The following is a 17,050-nucleotide window of genomic DNA, read 5'->3' as shown; positions in this document are numbered from 1 at the left end:
GTGAGCGCGCGTCAGACCTGCGCCGCCGGGCTCGCAACGAAGCCAAACCGCGCGGCCACCTGATCGCGTCGCACGCTTTGCAGCGGCAAGGTGCGCTGAACACTCCAGTGGAACGCACCGCTCAATGAGCCATCGTCGGCGAGCGTCGCGTGATCGGAGAAGATCTCGAGGTCGTGATCGTGCAGCACCGCGATACGTGCTGGCTGCGCGCGATCGGCAAACAGAATGCCGCCGTCTTCATCCACGAACACCGCCGCCGGCTCGAACGCGCCGCCGCCCTGGTCGTGCAGCGCGAGCGTTCCATCCGCGTGCGCGGACAATCTGACCACCCACGGCGTATAAGCGAGCTCGACATACACGCGCTGTGGTCCGTTCTGAAAAAACCACTGCCCGCGCTCATCGGCCTCGTAGTTCCGGTTGATGAAGCCAAGCAGCGCCTCATGCCGGATCGGCACGCCGGGCGCGCCGCTCGCCTGGGCCGCTTCGTCGCGCATGCGCCAGTTGCCGCGCCGGTCGAGCATCAGCCAGCCGGTGCAACTCGGCACGTTCGGCCATTTGGCGAGCGCCTGTTTGACGATGTCATCCATGATCGACGTGTCGCTCCAGATAGCCGAACACGCGCCGCGACAGCCAGTCGATGCGGCCCGGGAACGGCCCGGTCATGAAGCCCGCATGGCCGCCGTGCTCAGGCTGATAAAGCTCGACCGCCGCCGACACCTCGTGCCGCGACGGCAGCGCTTCGGCCGGCAGGAACGGGTCGTTGCGCGCGTTGAGCACGAGCGTCGGCACCTGAATGTTCGGCAGCAGCGGGCGGGTGGTTGCGGTTCTCCAGTAGTCGTCGGTATCGCGAAAGCCGTGCAGCGGCGCGGTCACGACGTTGTCGAACTCGTACATCGTGCGGCTCGCGAGCATCGCGTCGCGATCGAACAGGCCCGGGAACTGCTCGAGCTTCTGGTTGGCCTTGTGTTTCAGCGTCTTCAGGAAGCTGCGCGTGTAGACGAGGCCGAAGCCCTGCGACAGCGCACGGCCGCCCGCATGGACGTCGATCGGTGTCGAAATCGCGGCAGCGGCGGCTACCACCCGCGCCGCATCGGCCTGCCGCTCACCGAGCCAGCGCAGCAGCACGTTGCCGCCGAGCGACACGCCCGCCGCGACCACCAGCCCGCGATGCGCGGCGCGCAGGCGGCGCAGGATCCAGTCGACCTCGTTGCTGTCGGCGAGATGGTAGAAGCGCGGCAGCCGGTTCAGCGGGCCGCTGCAACTGCGAAAGTGCGGCACCACGCCGTGCCAGCCGTATTCGCGCGCGGCGGCCATCAGCGCGACCGCGTAGTGCGACGACGAACTGCCTTCCAGGCCGTGAAACAGCACGAAGAGCGGCGCGGTGTCGGTGGGCGGAGTATCGTGCGCGACCCAGTCGAGATCGATGAAATCGCCGTCCGGGGTGTCCCAGCGCTCACGGCGAAACGATACCGCGGGGCGGCGCGCGAACAGCGACGGGACGATCGTCTGCACATGCCGGTTCGGCAGCCAGAGCGGCGCGCGGTACAGCAGCTCGACGGTCGCCTCGACGGCGGCCGCCACCTTGGCTGGGGCCGTACCGGAGGAAGCGGGTTTATGTGGCGTCGAACTCATACCGGCGGAAAAGCGAGAAAACGTGATTCTGAATCTGTCGTGGTGCCGCGCGTCAGTGCAGCGAGCCCTGGCCATGCCGCATCTTCGTCGCGAACTGGCTGGCGGTCTCGTTCGGCATCGGGCTCGCGTGAATATGCGCAATGCGCCATTCGCCGCGTTCATGGACCATCACGTAGGTGGTGAAGACCATCGCGGGCGTGGCGGTCGGGTCGGCCGGACGATGCGCTTCGGCAATCGCATAGACGACGGTGCCGAGGCTGTCGTAGACGCGGATGTCGAGCGGCTCGATCGACACCGGCAGCGCTTCGAGCTGGACCTGCAAGCCATTGCGGATGCTCTCGAGGCCGTGCAGATGCGAGCCGTCCGCGCAGATGCAGCTGACGAACTCCTCGTCGATCCACAAGCCCATCAAGCTGTCGATATTGACCTCGGCGACGGCCTGATAGTAGGCGTTCAGGGTATCGGCGGCGGCTTCGAAGATATGGGCAAAACGTGGCATGGCTTGTCAGTCTCTTGTGCGCGGCGCGCGGTTGCGGGACGGTCCAGATCGCCGGACCATCGCCCCGGCGTCAGCTTGCCCGTGCCGCAAGGCGCGAACATGACGCGACGCGCTCGGGGCGTGCGGTGTTGCGTGCAAGTACCAGTCGGCTCAGCGCTGCGCGAGCAGCATGCCGCGCAAATCGCCGAAAACCTGCTCCGCGCTCAGCTGTTTCAGACAGTTCAGATGACCGAGTGGGCACTCGCGCTCAAAACAGGGGCTGCATTCGAGATGAAGCCATTGTACCTTCGCGAGCTCGGACAAGGGCGGGGTGTGGCGCGGATCGGTCGAACCGTAGACGGCCACGAGCGGGCGGCGCAGCGCGGCGGCGACGTGCATCAGTCCGGAGTCGTTGGTGACGACCGCGTTGGCCCGCGAGATCAGCGCGCAAGCCTCGCCGAGTGCGGTCTGGCCGCACAGGTTGCGCACGTTCGGCGCTTTCTCGGCGATCGCCTGTGCGAGCGGCGCGTCTTTCGGCGAGCCGAGCGCGACGATTTGCGTGTAGGGGAACGACTGGCCGACCATCTGCGCGAGCGACGCGAAGTGCTCGGGCGGCCAGCGCTTCGCGGGACCGTATTCTGCGCCGGGGCAGAACACCAGCAGCGGCACGCGCGTATCGAGATTGAACCGCGCCGACACGCGCGAGGCCTCGTTCAGGTCCGTGTCGAGGCGCGGCATCGGCAGATCTTCGGGGACCTTGGCGCCTGGCGCATAGGCGAGGGCGGCGTAGTGGCCGACCATCGGCGGGCGGGCGTCCTTGCGCGGATTCGCGTGACGCACGTTCAGCACGCCGTAGCGACTCTCGCCGGTGTACCCGATGCGCAGCGGAATGCCCGCCAGCCACGGAATCAGCGCCGACTTGAACGAATTCGGCAGCACGTAGGCCGCGTCGTAGCCGACGTCGCGCAGATCGCTCGACAGCTGCCAGCGGCGCAGCATCTGCAGCTTGCCGTGGGCGAGATCGGTCGCGTAGACGTCGCGGATTTCCGGCATGCGTTCGAGCACGGGTGCGACCCAGCTGGGCGCGACCGCGTCGATGACGATGCGCGGATGCAATTTCACGAGGCGCGCAAACAGCGGCTGCGCCATCAATGCGTCACCGATCCAGTTCGGTGCGATAACCAACGCGCGACGCATCAGAGTGAGTGTCCGGTGTCGATAACAAGCGCCGCGCGCGCGATGTGCGCGGCACTCGGATAGGTAAATGGGGAAAGCGGAAAGCCGCACCGCGCGATGCCGTTTGGCCACACGCGCCGCGATGGCGGCGCGGCGGCGGTGCGGCCGCACGGGTCGTGCGATCGAGCCTGCGGCGCGGCGAGCGCGCGATTCAAAACGCGCGCCTCGTGCCATGCAAGCTGGCTCAGAATCGCTCGATGCGTTGGATCAATGGCCCTTGATCACTTCGCCGTCGCGCAGCTTGTAACGCGTGCTGCAATACGGGCAACGCGCTTCGCCGTGCGATACGTCGATGAAGACGCGCGGATGCGCGCTCCAGCGCGGCATAGCCGGGTTCGGACAATACGCCGGCAGATCTTTTGCCGACAGTTCGACCAGCGGCATTTCCTTGATTTCGCTCATGAGACTTTCTCGTTGTATGCGGGGTGCTTGCAGTGCGCCGCCGTTGGGCCGCGCGGGGTATCTCGAAACGTCGCTCAGATCTTCGTGAGCCAGTGCGCGTATTTCGCGCTCCTGCCGTTCACGACGTCGAAGAAAGCCGACTGCAGCTTTTCGGTGATCGGGCCGCGCGCGCCAGCGCCGATCGTGCGGTTGTCGAGCTCGCGGATCGGCGTGACTTCGGCCGCCGTGCCGGTGAAGAACGCTTCGTCGCAGGTATAGACTTCGTCGCGCGTGATGCGCTTTTCGATCACCTGCAGGTCCATGTCGCGCGCGAGCGTGATGACGGTGTCGCGCGTGATGCCGTCGAGGCACGACGACAGATCAGGCGTGTACAGCTTGCCGTTGTTGACGAGGAAGAAGTTCTCGCCCGAGCCTTCCGACACGTAGCCGTCGACGTCGAGCAACAGCGCTTCGTCGTAGCCGTCGGCGATCGCTTCCTGGTTCGCGAGGATCGAGTTCACGTACCAGCCCGACGCCTTCGCGCGCACCATCGACACGTTCACGTGATGGCGCGTGAACGACGACGTCTTTACGCGGATGCCCTTGGTGATGCCGTCTTCGCCAAGGTATGCGCCCCACGGCCACGCGGCGATCGCGACGTGAATCGTGTTGCCCTTGGCCGACACGCCGAGCTTTTCCGAGCCGACCCAGATGATCGGGCGCAGATAGCACGAATCGAGCTTGTTCTCGCGGACCACTTCGCGCTGCGCGGCGGCGAGCGTTTCATGGTCGAAGGGCACGGCCATCTGGAAGATCTTCGCCGAGTTCAGCAGGCGCTTGGTGTGCTCCTGCAGGCGGAAAATCGCGGTGGCGCCGTCGGCCGTCTTGTAAGCGCGCACGCCCTCGAACACGCCCATGCCGTAGTGCAGCGTGTGGGTGAGCACGTGGATTTTGGCATCACGCCACTCGATGAGCTCGCCATCCATCCAGATCTTGCCGTCGCGGTCGGCCATTGACATACGGTTCTCCAGCAGGTGCGTTATGAGATGCGGCCATGAGCGCAGGACATAGCCGGGAGCGCTATTTTAGCGTCTTTTGCACACACCACGGGCATTTGGGCGCACCCCGGACGCTATAATCCAGCGCACGCATAAATCAAATCCGGATGCGCCAGCGGGTCGTCTCGCAAGCTGGCGCCGACCTGGCCTTCTTGACGGCGTTTCCTGCGCCCGCACCCTTCGCCCGATGCTCGCTCGACTGTCCGACACCGATCGCCGCGCTTTTCGTGAAGGCGCGCGCGCCTATGCCCCCACGCTGATGGCGATTTTTTCCTGGGGCCTCGTGACCGGCATCGCGATGAGCAAGTCCGTGCTGACGCTGCCGCAGGCGCTCACGATGTCGCTGCTGTGCTACGCCGGATCGTCGCAGCTGGCGGTGTTGCCGCTCCTCGCGGCGAAGCTGCCGGTGTGGACGGTGCTGCTGACCGCGGCGATGGTCAACACCCGCTTCGTGATCTTCAGCGCCGGCCTCGCGCCGCACTTCTCGTATCTGTCGATGTGGCGGCGCATCGTGCTCGGCTATTTCAACGGCGACGTGATCTATCTGCTATTCGTCAAGAAGAGCTTTCCGACCGGCTACGTGCCGGGCAAGGAGGCGTACTTCTGGGGCATGGCGGTATCGAGCTGGCTGTCGTGGCAGGTGTCGTCGATCATCGGCATCCTGCTCGCGAGCCTGATTCCGGACAACTGGGGGCTCGCGCTGGCCGGCACGCTCGCGCTGCTGCCGGTGATGGTGTCGGCGATCGCCACCCGCTCGACGCTGGTCGCGGTCAGCGTGGCCGGCATTGTGTCGCTGCTCGCGCTCGATTTGCCGTACCGGCTGGCGTTGCCGCTCGCGGTGATCGCGGCGATCGCGGCCGGCAGTGCGGCCGACCTGATGATCGAGCGCGCCGACCTGCGCCGCATTCGTGGCGTGAACGATCGCGCCGGAGACTCCCGATGACCTCCACGCAAATCTGGCTCGCCATTTTCGGCATGACCTTCGTCACCGCGCTCACGCGCGCGATGTTCCTGATCGGCGGCGAGCGCACGGTACTGCCGGCGCGCGTGCAGAAGATGCTGCGCTACGCGCCGGCCGCCGCGCTCGCCGCGGTGGTGGTGCCCGACGTGCTGACGACGTCCGATGGGCTGTCGTTCGCGCCTTCCAACCATGAGCTTTACGCGACGCTCGCCGGCCTCGGCTGGTTTTTGTGGCGGCGCACCATGCTCGGCACGATCGTGACCGGAATGGTCGTGTTCACGCTGATGCGCGTCTTCCTGTGACGGCCGGGCCCGGGGTGCGGCGATGAATGCTACGTCGCGGCATCTGCGGCCTTGCGATCAAATGCGCGAGATTCGCCGCGTCGCGGATCAGAAGGCCGTTGGGATCAGTTAAAATGCTTTTTCCGGGTTGAGCGCGCCGCAGCTAGGCGCCTGGTGCCGCGGCCGGCCGCAGGCGCCCGATCCCGCGGAGCCGTTGGGCCGAAGCGCTGGAGTTCGCTGCGCCTCGTCCCCGCGCGCTGTCCGTCACCGCCTTCTCATCAACTCGCATACTCAAGCCCATGAACAAGGTATTGCGTCTCTCCGACCTGATCGCCGAAGGCAAGCTGTCCGGCAAACGCGTGTTCATCCGCGCCGATCTGAACGTGCCGCAGGACGATCAAGGCAACATCACCGAAGACACCCGCATCCGCGCCTCCGTGCCGGCCATCAAGGCCGCGCTCGACGCCGGCGCCGCAGTGATGGTCACCTCGCACCTTGGCCGTCCGACCGAAGGCGACTTCAAGCCGGAAGATTCGCTCGCACCAGTGGCGAAGCGTCTCGCGGAGCTGCTCGGCCGCGACGTCCCGCTCGTCGCGAATTGGGTCGAAAACGGCGTGAACGTCGCGCCGGGCTCGGTCGTGCTGCTCGAAAACTGCCGCGTCAACAAGGGCGAAAAGAAAGATTCCGACGAGCTCGCGCAGAAAATGGCCAAGCTCTGCGATATCTACGTGAACGACGCGTTCGGTACCGCCCACCGCGCCGAAGCGACTACGCACGGCATCGCGAAGTACGCGCCGGTTGCCTGCGCGGGTCCGCTGCTCGCCGCTGAGCTCGAAGCGCTCGGCAAGGCGCTCGGCGCACCGAAGCGTCCGCTCGTGGCGATCGTCGCGGGCTCCAAGGTGTCGACCAAACTGACCATCCTGAAGTCGCTCGCGGAGAAGGTCGACCAGCTGATCGTCGGCGGCGGCATCGCCAATACGTTCATGCTCGCGGCCGGCCTGAAGATCGGCAAGTCGCTCGCCGAAGCCGATCTCGTCGACGAAGCGAAGGCGATCATCGACGCGGCCAAGGCCCGCGGCGCCTCGGTGCCGATCCCGACCGACGTCGTCACGGCCAAGGAGTTCTCGCCGACCGCGAAGGCAGAAGTAAAGGCCGTCGCCGATGTGCAGGACGACGACATGATCCTCGACATCGGCCCGGAAACGGCCAAGGTGCTCGCCGCGCAACTGGAGAAGGCCGGCACGATCGTGTGGAACGGCCCGGTCGGCGTGTTCGAGTTCGACCAGTTCGGCAACGGCACGAAGACGCTCGCGGACGCGATCGCGCGCTCGGCGGCGTTCTCGATCGCAGGCGGCGGCGATACGCTCGCGGCAATCTCCAAGTACGGCATCCACGACCAGGTGAGCTACATTTCGACGGGCGGCGGCGCATTCCTCGAGTTCCTCGAGGGCAAGAAGCTGCCGGCGGTAGAAGTTCTGGAATCGCGGGCTTAACGTGGCGACGCGCTCCCCAGCGGCGAAGTCGACCAAGGCGCGTGGCGTGAAAGCGCCGCGCGGTAACGCGGCAACGCCGGCAGGGGAGCGCGCGACACGCGCGGCCGCTGCGTCGGCAGCGGCCGGACAGGACGTGGCTGCCGAAGCGCCGATAGCGCCCGCGGCCACCGAACCGGCGCTAGCCGCCGGAGCGCCCGCGGGACCGGTTGAAGCGCATGCTCCGACCGGCGACGCGGAGCAGCCCCCAACGGCGCAGGTCGAATCTGCTCAACACGGTTCGGCCCAGCCGGAACAGCCTTCCGGCAAGCAGGACAGCAAATCTCCGGCGCGCGAGGCGCCGGTCTCGAATACCGCATCACCCGCATCACTCCACAAAGCGACACCGGCCACAACCGGCGCGCGACCCCAGGCAGCATCTTTCGATGCGCGAACTCCGCAGCAGCCCCGCAGCGCTCTTACCAGCGATCCTATCCAGACGAGGAGACTCATGCATCGCGCCACCAAGATTGTCGCTACTATCGGTCCGGCTTCCAGCACGCCGGAAATCCTGCTGCAAATGATTCAGGCGGGATTGGACGTGGTGCGGCTCAATTTCTCACATGGCACCGCGGACGACCATCGCCAGCGCGCCGAATTCGTGCGCGAGGCGGCCCGCCAGGCCGGCCGCGAAGTGGCCATCATGGCCGACCTGCAAGGCCCGAAAATCCGCGTCGGCAAATTCGAGAACGGCCGCACGACGCTCGTCACCGGCAATCCGTTCATTCTCGACGGGGAATGCGAGCTCGGCAACGACGAGCGCGTCGGCCTCGACTACAAGGATCTGCCGCGCGACCTGAAGCCAGGCGACGTGCTGCTGCTCAACGACGGTCTGATCGTGCTCAGCGTGCAACGCGTGATCGGCCAGGAGATCCACACGGTCGTGAAGATCGGCGGCGAGCTGTCGAACAACAAGGGCATCAATCGCCAGGGAGGCGGTCTGTCGGCGCCCGCGCTGACCGCGAAAGACATGGAGGACATCCGCACGGCGATGTCGCTCGGCGTCGATTTCGTCGCGGTGTCGTTCCCGAAAAACGCGACCGACATGGAAATGGCCCGCCAGCTCGCGAACATCGCCGGCGCGCCGTACGGCATCAAGCCGAAGATGATCGCGAAGATCGAGCGCGCGGAAGCGATTCCGGCGCTACAAGGCATCCTCGACGCGTCGGACGGCATCATGGTCGCGCGTGGCGATCTGGCCGTGGAAGTGGGCAATGCCGCGGTGCCGGCGCTACAAAAGCGCATGATCCGGATGGCGCGCGAATCGAACAAGTTCGTGATCACCGCGACGCAGATGATGGAGTCGATGATCCACGCGCCGGTACCGACCCGCGCGGAAGTGTCGGACGTCGCCAACGCGGTGCTCGACGGCACGGACGCGGTGATGCTGTCGGCGGAATCGGCGGCGGGCAAGTACCCGGTGCAGACCATCGAGACGATGGCCGCGATTTGCGTCGAAGCGGAAAAGTCCGAGCAGTCGGAGCTCGACAAGGACTTCCTCGACCGCACGTTCACGCGGATCGACCAGTCGATCGCGATGGGCGCGCTGTTCACCGCCTATCACCTTGGCGCCAAGGCCATCGTCGCGCTGACCGAATCGGGCTCGACCGCGCTGTGGATGTCGCGTCACTGGACCCATGTGCCGATCTTCGCGCTGACGCCGCGCGTCGGCAGCGAACGGGCGATGGCGCTGTACCGCAACGTGACGTCGCTGCATCTGGACACCAACACCGACCGCGACACGGCGCTGCAGCAGGCGCTCGAAACGGTGGTCGGCAAGGGCTACGCGTCGCACGGCGACATGGTCGTGCTGACGGTCGGCGAGCCGATGGGTCAGGCGGGCGGCACCAACACGTTGAAGATCGTGCGGGTCGGTGAACCGTACTGATCAGGCAGGACTGCTCGATCGGCACAGGCTCGATTGTGCGAAGCAGGGCGGCGAAACCCGCACGGTCCATGTGCGACGGCGCACCAAAGCGCCGGTGTCATCGCGGGAACGCCCCCTGCTTCGCGATAAAATCGCCGCAAAAGATGCCGACGGCAAAAGAATTCGTTTCAATCTAAGGAGTTTCAGCATGCCTCTCGTATCAATGCGTCAACTGCTGGACCATGCCGCGGAAAACGGCTATGGCCTTCCGGCATTCAACGTGAACAACCTGGAGCAGGTGCAGGCGATCATGGCCGCGGCCGACAAGGTCAACGCCCCGGTCATCATGCAGGCGTCGGCCGGTGCGCGTAAGTACGCGGGCGAGCCGTTCCTGCGTCATCTGATCGAAGCGGCGGTCGAGTCGTATCCGCACATTCCGGTCGTGATGCACCAGGACCACGGTCAGTCGCCGGCGGTGTGCATGGCGGCGATTCGCAGCGGCTTCACCAGCGTGATGATGGACGGTTCGCTCGAAGCCGACGGCAAGACGGTCGCATCGTACGAGTACAACGTCGAAGTGTCGCGCAAGGTCGTTGAGGCGGCGCACTCGATCGGCGTCACCGTGGAAGCGGAGCTGGGCGTGCTCGGTTCGCTCGAAACGATGAAGGGCGACAAGGAAGACGGCCACGGCGCCGAAGGCACGATGACGCGTGAACAACTGCTGACCGATCCGGAGCAGGCCGCCGACTTCGTGAAGCTGACCCAGTGCGATGCGCTGGCCATCGCGATCGGCACCTCGCACGGCGCCTACAAGTTCAGCAAGAAGCCGACGGGCGATATTCTGTCGATCCAGCGCATCAAGGAAATCCATCAGCGCATTCCGAACACGCACCTCGTGATGCACGGCTCGTCGTCGGTGCCGCAGGAGCTGCTCGCGGAAATCCGCGAATTCGGCGGCGACATGAAGGAAACCTACGGCGTGCCGGTCGAAGAAATCCAGGAAGGCATCCGTCACGGCGTGCGCAAGGTCAACATCGATACCGACCTGCGTCTGGCGATCACGGGCGCGATCCGTCGCTACATGGCGACCAACCCGGGCAAGTTCGATCCGCGCGATTACCTGAAGCCGGCGCGCGAAGCGGCGATGAAGATCTGTATCGACCGTTACACACAATTCGGCTGCGAAGGCCAGGCTGGCAAGATCAAGCCGGTTTCGCTTGATAAAATTGCGGAGAAGTACAAGTCGGGCGAGCTCGCGCAAGTCGTCCGTTAAGCTGTAGTTTTGGCTCCGCGCCTGGCCGTTTGGCCAGGTTGTCGTCCGATCGCCGTTCCCGCATCATCGGGGGAACGGCGTTTCCCTTTTGTTCCGGTCACATTTTTTGCACCACTTTTAGCGAACCACGACGATGTCTACCCTCTACGAATCCACGCTCCGCTCGCTGCCGCTGCTCGGCCGCGGCAAAGTCCGCGACAACTATGCGGTGGGCAACGACCAGTTGCTGATCGTCACGACCGACCGTCTGTCGGCGTTCGACGTGATCATGGGCGAGCCGATTCCGAACAAGGGTCGCGTGCTCAACGCGATGGCGAACTTCTGGTTCGAGAAACTGAAGCACGTGGTGCCGAACCACCTGACGGGCGTCGCGCCGGAGTCGGTGGTCGCGCCGGACGAAGTCGAGCAGGTCAAGGGGCGCGCGGTGGTCGTCAAGCGTCTCGAGCCGATCCTCGTCGAAGCGGTGGTGCGCGGCTATCTGGCCGGCAGTGGCTGGAAAGATTACCAGGCCACCGGTTCGGTCTGCAGCGTGCAACTGCCGCCGGGTCTGCAGAACGCGCAGAAGCTGCCCGAGCCGATCTTCACGCCGGCCGCAAAGGCCGAGATGGGCCACCACGACGAAAACATCACCTATGACGAGATGGAGCGCCGCATCGGCACCGAACTGTCGGCCACGATCCGCGACATTTCGATCCGTCTGTATAAGGAAGCCGCTGATTACGCGGCCACGCGCGGCATCATCATTGCGGACACGAAGTTCGAATTCGGTCTGGACAACCACGGCAAGCTGTACCTGATGGACGAGGCGCTGACCGCCGATTCGTCGCGCTTCTGGCCGGCGGACCAGTACCAGGTCGGCACGAACCCGCCGTCGTTCGACAAGCAGTTCGTGCGCGACTGGCTCGAAACCCAGCCGTGGAAGAAAGAGCCGCCGGCGCCGAAGCTGCCGGACGACGTGGTCGCGAAAACGGGCGAGAAGTACCAGGAAGCGCTCGAGCGCCTGACCGGCCACAAGCTCGACTGATCTGATCGCGCGCGCCGTGTCAGGCGCGCATCGCCGGGAAACAAGGAAGCCGTAAGATGAGTGAAGCACAAACCGCCCATACGCATGATGCGCCGGTCGTCGGCGTATTGATGGGCTCCAGTTCCGACTGGGAAGTGATGAAAAACGCCGTCGCGATTCTGCAGGAATTCGGCGTGCCGTACGAAGCGAAGGTCGTGTCCGCGCACCGCATGCCCGACGAAATGTTCGCCTATGCTGAAAGCGCACGCGAGCGCGGCATTCGCGCGATCATCGCGGGTGCGGGCGGCGCCGCGCATCTGCCGGGCATGCTGGCCGCGAAGACCACGGTGCCGGTGCTCGGCGTGCCGGTCGCGAGCAAGTATCTGAAGGGCGTCGATTCGCTGCATTCGATCGTGCAGATGCCCAAGGGTGTGCCGGTCGCGACGTTTGCGATCGGCGAGGCGGGTGCCGCGAACGCGGCGCTGTTTGCGGTGTCCCTGCTCTCCGGCACCAGCCCCGAATACGCGGACAAGCTCGCTGCATTCCGTGTGCGCCAGAACGAAGTGGCTCACGCGATGGTATTGCCGGCGCTGTAAGCGCGCTGGTTGTTTTATAAGACGTCTCCTGTCCGACCCCCGGCCGGATGCCCGCCGCTCGCGGTGCGAGCGCGACGCGTATCCGGCCGCGACCGACCACCAAGATGAACCCTGACAACATACCGATTTCACCGATTCTGCCCGGCGCATGGCTTGGCATGGTCGGTGGCGGCCAGCTCGGCCGCATGTTCTGTTTCGCCGCCCAGGCGATGGGCTATCGCGTCGCCGTGCTCGATCCGGACGAAACCAGCCCGGCCGGCGCGGTCGCCGACCGCCACCTGCGCGCGGCCTACGACGACGAAGCGGCGCTGACCGAACTCGCGCGGTTGTGCGCGGCGGTGTCGACCGAATTCGAGAACGTGCCGTCCGCGAGCCTCGACTTTCTCGGCAAGACCACCTTCGTGAGCCCGGCGGGGCGTTGTGTCGCCGTCGCGCAGGACCGGATCGCCGAGAAGCGCTTTATCGCGTCGTCGGGTGTGACGGTTGCGCCGCACGTCGTGATCGAGTCGTCGGATGCGCTTGCGGCGCTGGGCGATGGCGAGCTCGAAGCGGTGCTGCCCGGCATCCTGAAAACGGCGCGCATGGGTTACGACGGCAAAGGCCAGATTCGCGTGCGCAACGCCGAGGAAGTGCGCGAGGCGCATGCGTCGCTCGGCGGCGTGCCGTGTGTGCTCGAGAAGCGCCTGCCGCTGAAGTTCGAGGTGTCGGCGCTGATCGCGCGCGTGGCGAGCGGGGCGTCGGTCGTCTATCCGCTCGCGCAGAACACCCATCGCGACGGCGTGCTGTCGCACACCATCGTCCCCGCGCCGGACGCGTCGCCGGCGCTCGTGCAGCAGGCTCAACAGGCCGCGCTGCAGATCGCCGAGAAGCTCGGCTACGTCGGCGTGCTGTGCGTCGAATTCTTCATTCTCGAAGACGGCTCGCTAGTCGCCAACGAAATGGCGCCGCGCCCGCATAACTCCGGCCACTACACGGTCGACGCGTGCGCGACGAGCCAGTTCGAGCAGCAGGTGCGCGCGATGACCAGCATGCCGCTCGGCGACACGCGCCAGCATTCGCCGGCGGTGATGCTGAACATCCTCGGCGACGTGTGGTTTCCGGACGGTCCGAAGCGCGCGGCGGTCACGCCGCCGTGGCAGGAAGTCGCCGCGATGCCGTCAGCGCGCCTGCATCTGTACGGCAAGGAAGAGGCGCGTTGCGGCCGCAAGATGGGCCACGTGAACTTCACCGCGCCGACCCTCGAAGAAGCCCGCACCGCGGCGCGCGATTGCGCGCGGCTGCTGCACATCGCTACCAGCTGACGCGCGCGCCATGCCGGATCAACTGAAACCCGCCGAGGACGCTACCAACGCATTGCCGGTCAGCGCCGCGCAGATCGAGCACGCGGCGGCCTTGCTCGACGCGGGGGGACTGGTCGCGTTTCCGACGGAAACCGTGTACGGCCTCGGCGGCGATGCCGAGAACCCGGACGCGGTCGCGCGCATTTACGCGGCGAAGGGGCGGCCGGCCAATCATCCGGTGATCGTGCATCTCGCGCCGCATGGCGATCCGAACTACTGGGTCGAGCATTTGCCGGCGGATGCGCAGCGCCTGATCGACGCGTTCTGGCCGGGACCGCTCACGCTGATCCTCAAGCGCGCTGCGCGCATTCCGGCGGCGGTCAGCGGCGGGCAGGACTCGGTGGGACTGCGCTGCCCGTCGCATCCGGTTGCGCAGGCGTTGCTCGATGCATTCAGCGCGTTGCGCGGCGGGCATGGCGGCGTCGCCGCGCCGTCGGCGAACCGCTTCGGGCATGTGAGCCCGACCACCGCGCAGCATGTGCGCGACGAGTTCGGCAGCGCGATTCATGTGCTCGATGGCGGCGCGTCGGATGTCGGTATCGAGTCGACGATTCTCGATCTATCGCGCGGCTTTCCGGCGCTGCTGAGGCCCGGTCGCGTGACGCCGCAGGATATCGCCGACGTGCTCGGCGAGGCGCCGCGTCTGCCCGACGGGTCGGACGCGACCGCGCCGCGCGCGTCGGGCACGTTGAAAGCGCATTACGCGCCGCGCACGCCGCTCGTGCTGCTGCCATTCGGCGAGCTCGAGCCGCTTCTCGCGGTGCGCGAGCCGGGCGAGCGCGTCGCGCTGGTCGCGCGCGCGTCGCGTGCGGGACATTGGGCCGATGTCGACGGCGTGCATTTCGTCGCCGCGCCGGAAGATCCGCACGTCTATGCACGCGAACTCTACGGCTTGCTGCGCGCGCTCGATCGCGCGAACGTCACGCGGATTCTGATCGAGAAGCTGCCCGATACGATCGAATGGATCGCGGTCAACGATCGGCTCGGGCGCGCGGCGGCGGCGTTCGAAACGCAGCACTGACGCAATCGGCTCGCTGCGCTGCATGGCGTGGCCACCGGAAAAGACAAAGGCCCGGCTCGTTCAACGAGCCGGGCCTTTTGCCATCTAGCCAGCCTTAGCGATGCAGGTTAGCTGTCATGTGAATACCGCTAACCCCACGGCCAACCCCGCGTTACTTGCCAAGCCCGCTAGCAGCGATCTGCGTCTCGACCTGCTGTGCGAACAGCGCTTGCAGATGCGTGGTCGGATGCACGAGGTCGGCGAACATGTAGGTCTGGTCCGCGCCGGCCACCGTGTAGGTTTGCGGCGAGCAGAACAGCGACTTCGCGAACGCGCTGCCGAAGTCCGCCGCCGTCTGGCCGGATGCGAGCACGCTTGGATTGTTCGTCGCGTACGTGGTCGCGCTTTGGGCCATCGACGCCAGGTTACACGCGGTGCCCGCATTCGACACGGTGAAACCGAGCGACTGATAGTTCTGCAACGTCCGGTCGATCCACGCGAACGCGCTCACGTAGATGACCTGCTTGCTCGACGCGAGGCCTTGCTGCAGCACGCCGTTGTAGGTCTTGACGAGCGCGTTGATGAGCGCCTGGCCTTGCGCGCCCGCGGCGAGACCTTGCGGCGTCTGCGCGATGTCCGGCACGTCCGACACCACCACGTGCGTCGCGCCCGACGCGACGACCTTCTGCACCGTGCCGACGAACGTGGTCGCCGCGGTGGTGATGTCCTGCAGCGCGGCCAGCGTGGCCGTCTGCGACGCGGCGGCTGCGGCCGTCTGCGCGTCGGCCGGGGTACCGCCTTTCAGGAGCGCCTGCGTCGCCGCTGCCGTACCGGCAGCCGAGACCGCTTGCACCGCGACGAAGATGTCGTTCGCGCCGCCGTTCATCAGCACGAGCTGGTTCGAATTGAAGCTGTTATTGTGCCCGGCCAGATACTCGGCGACCTGCGTCGTGACCGGCACCGTCGTCGCGGCCATGTTGTTCGGCGCGTAGCCTTCGCCCGGCTGCAGATCGACACGCGAGCCGCCCTGCGCGTAACCGAGGCCGCCCGTCGCGGTGAGCGGCATGCCGAAGCCGCCGACGTACGCGGCGGTGAGCGTGCCGCCGTAGTACTCGGCGACCTTCTGCGTCCAGACCTCACCCGGATTCGTCGTGAAGCGGCCGCCGCCCGTGCCGACGTTCGCCTGGACCGCCGGCATGTATGTGCCGACATCCGACAGGCTGTCGCCGAATGACACGACCTGCAGCGTGACGCCCCCCGGCGGCGTGTTGCTGCTGCTCGAACTATTGTTGTCGCTGCCACCGCCGCATGCCGCGAGCGCGGCGAACGCTGCGCTCGCCACTGCGATCTGCGTGACGCGCAACCATTGCTGTTTCTTCGAAGCGGTTTGATTCATGTTGACTGCATCTCCTCGTATGTGTGGCCCTTGATGCCATGTGTTGCAGGCGGCGTCCACCGCGTTGGCGGCGTGACGACAGCTTACAGAATCTTCTACGGCCTGCGCGATGTCCGAAGCGCGACCGTATGGTTTGAGTTCAAGCCGGGTAGCTCTGCGGTGGCTTTGCTCACGATGTTGTCCGTACCCGAATGCGTATGCGCGTTGGCTCCCGCGTCGAGGCTGCTGCCGAGCAGACGATCCCAGATCACCAGTACACCTGCGTAATTGCGATCGATGTAGCGTTCGTTGCGCGCATGATGCACGCGATGGATCGACGGCGTATTGAACACGTATTCGAGCCAGCCGAGCTTGCCGATCGCCTGCGTGTGCACGAAGAACTGGAAGCCGAGATTGATCAGCACGATCGCGACGATCTGCTTCGGAGCAAAGCCAGGAATGGCGAGCGGAATCCAGAACACCCACATGCCCGCGATCGGGTACATCAGGCTCTGGCGGAACGCGGTCGAAAAATTCATCCACTCCGACGAGTGATGCACGACGTGGGCGGCCCACAGCCAGCGCACGCGATGACTGCAGCGATGAAACACGTAATAGAGCAGGTCCTGCGCGACGAACAGCACGACGAACGACAGCCATGTCGCCGGCCATGCATGAATGCGGTAATGCTCGTAGAAAAACGCGTAGACAGGGATGATCGCGAGCCACGCGAGCTTGTCGGCGGCCTGCTGCAGCAGCGCGAGCGCGGCGTTGCACAGCGTGTCGCGCCAGCTGTAGAGCCGCTCGGCCGGGCGCGTGCGGCTCACGTGCCACGCCTCCCAGCCGATGCAGGCAAGAAAGACGGGCGCCATGGCGAGCAGCAGCAATTCGGCATCGAATTGCATCTTGTCTCCCTTCCTGGTCCCTGACCGCCGCGCGGTACGCGGCGGGTGGTGTCGTTATCGTTCGTGAGGTCGCGCGGTCTGCACGACCGGCGCCCTGCGCGGCAAGCCCGTGATGTCGCGCGCCGCATGCTGCCC

Annotated in this window: 17 protein-coding genes; 9 read left to right on the top strand and 8 right to left on the bottom strand. The window is 65.9% G+C overall.

Annotated elements, in window-relative coordinates:
• Window positions 1–11: 11 nt before the first annotated feature.
• The 6 genes from OKW28_RS32385 to OKW28_RS32360 form a co-directional block, all read right to left on the bottom strand.
• A complete protein-coding gene (locus OKW28_RS32385; RefSeq protein ID WP_429451602.1) occupies window positions 12–587 on the bottom strand; it encodes a DUF2946 family protein in 576 nt (191 codons plus the stop codon).
• A complete protein-coding gene (locus OKW28_RS32380) occupies window positions 580–1,632 on the bottom strand; it encodes a hydrolase (RefSeq protein ID WP_429451600.1) in 1,053 nt (350 codons plus the stop codon). The genes OKW28_RS32385 and OKW28_RS32380 overlap by 8 nt, the downstream gene beginning before the upstream one ends.
• Before the next feature lie 52 nt (window positions 1,633–1,684).
• Window positions 1,685–2,131, bottom strand: a complete 447-nt coding sequence (locus OKW28_RS32375) for a nuclear transport factor 2 family protein (RefSeq protein WP_429451598.1) — start codon at window positions 2,129–2,131, stop codon at window positions 1,685–1,687.
• A 150-nt stretch (window positions 2,132–2,281) separates the two neighbouring features.
• The gene (waaF, locus tag OKW28_RS32370) at window positions 2,282–3,307 is read right to left on the bottom strand and encodes a lipopolysaccharide heptosyltransferase II (protein ID WP_018421708.1); all 1,026 of its coding nucleotides are present in this window, start codon (window positions 3,305–3,307) and stop codon (window positions 2,282–2,284) included.
• 246 nt (window positions 3,308–3,553) lie between these two features.
• Window positions 3,554–3,748 (bottom strand): zinc-finger domain-containing protein, encoded by a 195-nt coding sequence (locus OKW28_RS32365; protein ID WP_008920434.1) that lies wholly within the window; start codon window positions 3,746–3,748, stop codon window positions 3,554–3,556.
• A gap of 74 nt (window positions 3,749–3,822) precedes the next feature.
• The gene (locus OKW28_RS32360; protein ID WP_429451596.1) at window positions 3,823–4,746 is read right to left on the bottom strand and encodes a branched-chain amino acid transaminase; all 924 of its coding nucleotides are present in this window, start codon (window positions 4,744–4,746) and stop codon (window positions 3,823–3,825) included.
• A 226-nt stretch (window positions 4,747–4,972) separates the two neighbouring features.
• On the opposite strand from OKW28_RS32360, the gene OKW28_RS32355 reads away from it, so the two are divergent.
• The 9 genes from OKW28_RS32355 (at window position 4,973) to OKW28_RS32315 (ending at window position 14,656) form a co-directional block, all read left to right on the top strand.
• Window positions 4,973–5,728 (top strand): AzlC family ABC transporter permease, encoded by a 756-nt coding sequence (locus OKW28_RS32355; RefSeq protein ID WP_429451594.1) that lies wholly within the window; start codon window positions 4,973–4,975, stop codon window positions 5,726–5,728.
• Window positions 5,725–6,048 carry an AzlD domain-containing protein gene (locus OKW28_RS32350; protein ID WP_090801726.1) on the top strand — a complete coding sequence of 108 codons (324 nt, stop codon included), beginning with the start codon at window positions 5,725–5,727 and terminating at the stop codon, window positions 6,046–6,048. Before OKW28_RS32355 ends, OKW28_RS32350 begins: the two co-directional genes overlap by 4 nt.
• Window positions 6,049–6,326: 278 nt before the next feature.
• A complete protein-coding gene (locus OKW28_RS32345) occupies window positions 6,327–7,520 on the top strand; it encodes a phosphoglycerate kinase (RefSeq protein ID WP_429451591.1) in 1,194 nt (397 codons plus the stop codon).
• Window positions 7,521–8,007: 487 nt separating this feature from the next.
• A complete protein-coding gene (gene pyk / locus OKW28_RS32340; protein WP_429451589.1) occupies window positions 8,008–9,444 on the top strand; it encodes a pyruvate kinase in 1,437 nt (478 codons plus the stop codon).
• A gap of 187 nt (window positions 9,445–9,631) precedes the next feature.
• On the top strand, window positions 9,632–10,696 hold the full coding sequence (gene fba / locus OKW28_RS32335; protein WP_184226434.1) for a class II fructose-bisphosphate aldolase: 1,065 nt from the start codon (window positions 9,632–9,634) through the stop codon (window positions 10,694–10,696).
• A gap of 133 nt (window positions 10,697–10,829) precedes the next feature.
• Complete coding sequence (locus OKW28_RS32330) at window positions 10,830–11,720, top strand: phosphoribosylaminoimidazolesuccinocarboxamide synthase (protein ID WP_429451587.1); 891 nt, start codon at window positions 10,830–10,832, stop codon at window positions 11,718–11,720.
• A gap of 56 nt (window positions 11,721–11,776) precedes the next feature.
• Window positions 11,777–12,295 carry a 5-(carboxyamino)imidazole ribonucleotide mutase gene (purE, locus tag OKW28_RS32325; RefSeq protein WP_429451586.1) on the top strand — a complete coding sequence of 173 codons (519 nt, stop codon included), beginning with the start codon at window positions 11,777–11,779 and terminating at the stop codon, window positions 12,293–12,295.
• 104 nt (window positions 12,296–12,399) lie between these two features.
• Complete coding sequence (locus OKW28_RS32320; RefSeq protein ID WP_429451584.1) at window positions 12,400–13,596, top strand: 5-(carboxyamino)imidazole ribonucleotide synthase; 1,197 nt, start codon at window positions 12,400–12,402, stop codon at window positions 13,594–13,596.
• Window positions 13,597–13,606: 10 nt separating this feature from the next.
• On the top strand, window positions 13,607–14,656 hold the full coding sequence (locus OKW28_RS32315) for an L-threonylcarbamoyladenylate synthase (RefSeq protein WP_429451582.1): 1,050 nt from the start codon (window positions 13,607–13,609) through the stop codon (window positions 14,654–14,656).
• A 151-nt stretch (window positions 14,657–14,807) separates the two neighbouring features.
• On the opposite strand, the gene OKW28_RS32310 is transcribed toward OKW28_RS32315, so the two are convergent.
• The gene (locus OKW28_RS32310) at window positions 14,808–16,031 is read right to left on the bottom strand and encodes an SGNH/GDSL hydrolase family protein (RefSeq protein WP_429451580.1); all 1,224 of its coding nucleotides are present in this window, start codon (window positions 16,029–16,031) and stop codon (window positions 14,808–14,810) included.
• A 95-nt stretch (window positions 16,032–16,126) separates the two neighbouring features.
• Window positions 16,127–16,915 carry a sterol desaturase family protein gene (locus OKW28_RS32305; protein WP_429451578.1) on the bottom strand — a complete coding sequence of 263 codons (789 nt, stop codon included), beginning with the start codon at window positions 16,913–16,915 and terminating at the stop codon, window positions 16,127–16,129.
• Between the last annotated feature and the right edge of the window lie 135 nt (window positions 16,916–17,050).

It is taken from the genome of Paraburkholderia sp. 40 (genome assembly GCF_050434105.1).
Taxonomy (GTDB): domain Bacteria; phylum Pseudomonadota; class Gammaproteobacteria; order Burkholderiales; family Burkholderiaceae; genus Paraburkholderia; species Paraburkholderia tuberum.
This window is presented reverse-complemented; position numbering and strand designations above follow the sequence as displayed.

Bases quoted from the DNA above. Each gene is read 5' to 3' on its own strand.
- OKW28_RS32355 (WP_429451594.1), top strand. From the start codon at position 4,973: ATGCTCGCTCGACTGTCCGACACCGATCGCCGCGCTTTTCGTGAAGGC.
- OKW28_RS32310 (WP_429451580.1), bottom strand. From the start codon at position 16,031: ATGAATCAAACCGCTTCGAAGAAACAGCAATGGTTGCGCGTCACGCAG.
- purE (WP_429451586.1), top strand. From the start codon at position 11,777: ATGAGTGAAGCACAAACCGCCCATACGCATGATGCGCCGGTCGTCGGC.
- OKW28_RS32385 (WP_429451602.1), bottom strand. From the start codon at position 587: ATGGATGACATCGTCAAACAGGCGCTCGCCAAATGGCCGAACGTGCCG.
- OKW28_RS32345 (WP_429451591.1), top strand. From the start codon at position 6,327: ATGAACAAGGTATTGCGTCTCTCCGACCTGATCGCCGAAGGCAAGCTG.
- OKW28_RS32380 (WP_429451600.1), bottom strand. From the start codon at position 1,632: ATGAGTTCGACGCCACATAAACCCGCTTCCTCCGGTACGGCCCCAGCC.
- OKW28_RS32365 (WP_008920434.1), bottom strand. From the start codon at position 3,748: ATGAGCGAAATCAAGGAAATGCCGCTGGTCGAACTGTCGGCAAAAGAT.
- OKW28_RS32305 (WP_429451578.1), bottom strand. From the start codon at position 16,915: ATGCAATTCGATGCCGAATTGCTGCTGCTCGCCATGGCGCCCGTCTTT.
- pyk (WP_429451589.1), top strand. From the start codon at position 8,008: ATGCATCGCGCCACCAAGATTGTCGCTACTATCGGTCCGGCTTCCAGC.
- fba (WP_184226434.1), top strand. From the start codon at position 9,632: ATGCCTCTCGTATCAATGCGTCAACTGCTGGACCATGCCGCGGAAAAC.
- OKW28_RS32320 (WP_429451584.1), top strand. From the start codon at position 12,400: ATGAACCCTGACAACATACCGATTTCACCGATTCTGCCCGGCGCATGG.
- waaF (WP_018421708.1), bottom strand. From the start codon at position 3,307: ATGCGTCGCGCGTTGGTTATCGCACCGAACTGGATCGGTGACGCATTG.
- OKW28_RS32330 (WP_429451587.1), top strand. From the start codon at position 10,830: ATGTCTACCCTCTACGAATCCACGCTCCGCTCGCTGCCGCTGCTCGGC.
- OKW28_RS32315 (WP_429451582.1), top strand. From the start codon at position 13,607: ATGCCGGATCAACTGAAACCCGCCGAGGACGCTACCAACGCATTGCCG.
- OKW28_RS32375 (WP_429451598.1), bottom strand. From the start codon at position 2,131: ATGCCACGTTTTGCCCATATCTTCGAAGCCGCCGCCGATACCCTGAAC.
- OKW28_RS32360 (WP_429451596.1), bottom strand. From the start codon at position 4,746: ATGTCAATGGCCGACCGCGACGGCAAGATCTGGATGGATGGCGAGCTC.
- OKW28_RS32350 (WP_090801726.1), top strand. From the start codon at position 5,725: ATGACCTCCACGCAAATCTGGCTCGCCATTTTCGGCATGACCTTCGTC.